This is a genomic window from Alteromonas sp. DY56-G5 (assembly GCF_041414725.1).
Classification (GTDB): domain Bacteria; phylum Pseudomonadota; class Gammaproteobacteria; order Enterobacterales; family Alteromonadaceae; genus Alteromonas; species Alteromonas macleodii.
On sequence record NZ_JANHZQ010000060.1, the window covers coordinates 18,709 to 21,206 of the forward strand.

At 36.1% G+C, this 2,498-nt stretch carries 2 protein-coding genes; one reads left to right on the top strand and one right to left on the bottom strand.

Translation table 11 applies throughout. From position 1 onward, the window contains the following. The first annotated feature begins 341 nt into the window (after window positions 1–341). The gene (locus NO989_RS19805) at window positions 342–743 is read left to right on the top strand and encodes a hypothetical protein (protein WP_283646145.1); all 402 of its coding nucleotides are present in this window, start codon (window positions 342–344) and stop codon (window positions 741–743) included. Here NO989_RS19805 and NO989_RS19810 read toward each other — a convergent pair. Further along, the gene (locus NO989_RS19810; protein WP_348681044.1) at window positions 736–2,028 is read right to left on the bottom strand and encodes a replication initiation protein; all 1,293 of its coding nucleotides are present in this window, start codon (window positions 2,026–2,028) and stop codon (window positions 736–738) included. The two genes, NO989_RS19805 and NO989_RS19810, sit on opposite strands and share 8 nt — an antisense overlap. Window positions 2,029–2,498: the final 470 nt, after the last annotated feature.

Genomic DNA, 2,498 nt, shown 5'->3' on the forward strand with positions numbered 1-2,498 from the left:
GCTTAGCTATGAGTTGTAAATTACAACTACCCTTCATTCGTACCGCTTAGCTATGAGTTGTAAATTACAACTACCCTACATTCGAGCTGGTAAGCTATGAGTTGTAAATTACTACTTAACAAGATGAGCTCCGTCTATCCTAAAAGACCTAGTTATAAACTTCGCTTGAAAATAAGTAAACGAAAGTATCGTTGCACGAATTCCTGTTATTTCTTGTGGAATCGAAGAGGAAAAACTGTTGCAAGGTTTGGTTGCAGCGCACACGATGCAATGAAGCTACTGAAATATTAACTAGTTATTTTATTCATGTAACCTCAAAGAAAATTGAGGATAGTGGTTACATGAAAACAATTAAAAGTACTGAATTCTTATACGAAGTCTCTGAAGAGAAAGCTGAATTAGGGTATAAAATTCATGATATAGAAGTGGTCTTAAGATATTCCTGTATTGAAGAATATATTTCTAAGGACTTCATAGTAGTTGACGTAGGTTCTCACCTCTATCACCTCTCAATCGAAGCATTACAAATTGAACCGGTGGAAAATCTTGAAGAGGTTTCTTCAAAGGTTAAGTATGTATTGAGTGAACAGGAAGAGCCTATTGAGTGGCTGGAGAAAATTAGCATCCACAAACAATTGAAAATGGGAGAGGGTGATGACTTTACTATTATTGAATATGAGAAAAAAACATTAAATCTAAATGGATTGTATATTCCATTGTTAGATGAGTGCTGCGCTATTTAGCAGCACTCTTTAATCTGCTTCTAATCTCAGAGCTATATGTGGCTCTCATGAAGACATAACCCTCAACATACTCCTCGAAGGACTTTTTTAGCTCTGCTCCAGACCAATCATTATTCATTAGCTGATTATAAGCATAATCATATTCCCGTTTAGTAAGCGAATGAGGCTGGCTTGCCCTAAAGGCGCTTTCGAATAACCTTTTCATACTATCTTTTTCTTCAGGAGTAGCAACGGCAAAGATCTCTATAAATGACATCTTATCGCCTCTTGAATTTTTTGCCGTGAGTGCAGGCATAGATTCAGATTTGCTTAACTTCGGAGTAAAAGTATTTTCAACATAATCATCTTCAAAAGCTTTATAGGCGAAAGCTGCAAAATTTCTAATACCGCCTCCTCGTGCTCTTTTGTTCAAAAAATTAATTTTTGACTGAATATAATCTAGCGGGTAAGCATTGAAAATATCAGCTATCTGATTAGGAGTGAATCCAAAATGAGAAAGCTGTGCTTCAACATCTGACTGTTCTTGAACTACATGTTGCTCAATTAGTAAATCAGGTTGTTGATTAGCTCTCACAAGAAACCTAACAGCTTTAATAGGCTTACCAGTGGGCTCCATCTCAAGTGTTATACCAGCGACCTTTTGAATTTGTTTCATAGATTGCTTGAGAACCCTTGTGAGATACTTGGTTTCTTTATAAGCATCTTTTGCTATTCCAAGAAGTTGTCTCAAGGTGTTAATTTTAAGCCATGGGGTTTTCCCAATATTTACATACCGATAAGTATTTTCATAAAGTGCAAAGGCAATATCATTTTGAATTTGATTGACTATTTCAGAGTTTATTTTTGCATAAACATCAGGGTCTAAAATAGAGCGTCTAATCTCTGACCTAAAACTCCATGTGATCATTCCATTAGCAAATTTTACGTAGGATAGAAAGGGCATAATCTCCCAGCTTCGTCGCCCTTCTATTAGGTCAAACTCAACAGCCAGTTGTGATAAGTCACGGAATATGTTTTTTAAATATTCATGATCATTTGAATTGTAGTTTATATATTGACGGAACTCTTTAAAGTTGATGCTGTGATTGACCTCAATACCGTCTGTTTTATTGAGATAGCTTTCCAGGTCACCACCAGCTATTTCTCTAGCTTCTTGTTGCGCAAACCAAATAGCGGCATTAATAGCCTTCCTATGTAACAGATTGAAACCAACAGAACCTATATGTACTGCGGCTACATGTTTTCTTAAATGGACTGGTTTGGGGCTTTCTTTAAGTTTTCTCATAAGGTGATATCAACAAAGTCACTTTTGTGCATTATTAAGAATTATTAAGACCTATGTCAAATTACATCTATTTTTAATCATAAGGTGATCAATTACAGGAAGTGGCTCAATACAAGTTAGGTATCAGTATGAATACGTAATATTTCTGGTTTATACGTTAATATGTGTATTTATACAGTCTCTAACAAAACGGGTGAGCTGAATTTTGCCAACGGAACTGGGCAAATAAGTTCATTTGTTGTGAGCTCACCTCTACAAGGTGACGTTTTACGGGAAGCCACCAGCGTAATAATTCCATAAAGGTGACGTCTTACAGGAAAATTAGTGGTTTAAAATTGTACTAAAGTGACGTTATACAGGAAATTAAAAGCTATGGTGATCATTTACAGGTCCCGGCGTTTTTCAAGGTAGTTGTCGCCTGAGCTGTTAAGCAGCTTCTTTTTTGTTCTCTGGGTTTAATTTCACATCAC

Bases quoted from the DNA above. Each gene is read 5' to 3' on its own strand.
- NO989_RS19805 (WP_283646145.1), top strand. From the start codon at position 342: ATGAAAACAATTAAAAGTACTGAATTCTTATACGAAGTCTCTGAAGAG.
- NO989_RS19810 (WP_348681044.1), bottom strand. From the start codon at position 2,028: ATGAGAAAACTTAAAGAAAGCCCCAAACCAGTCCATTTAAGAAAACAT.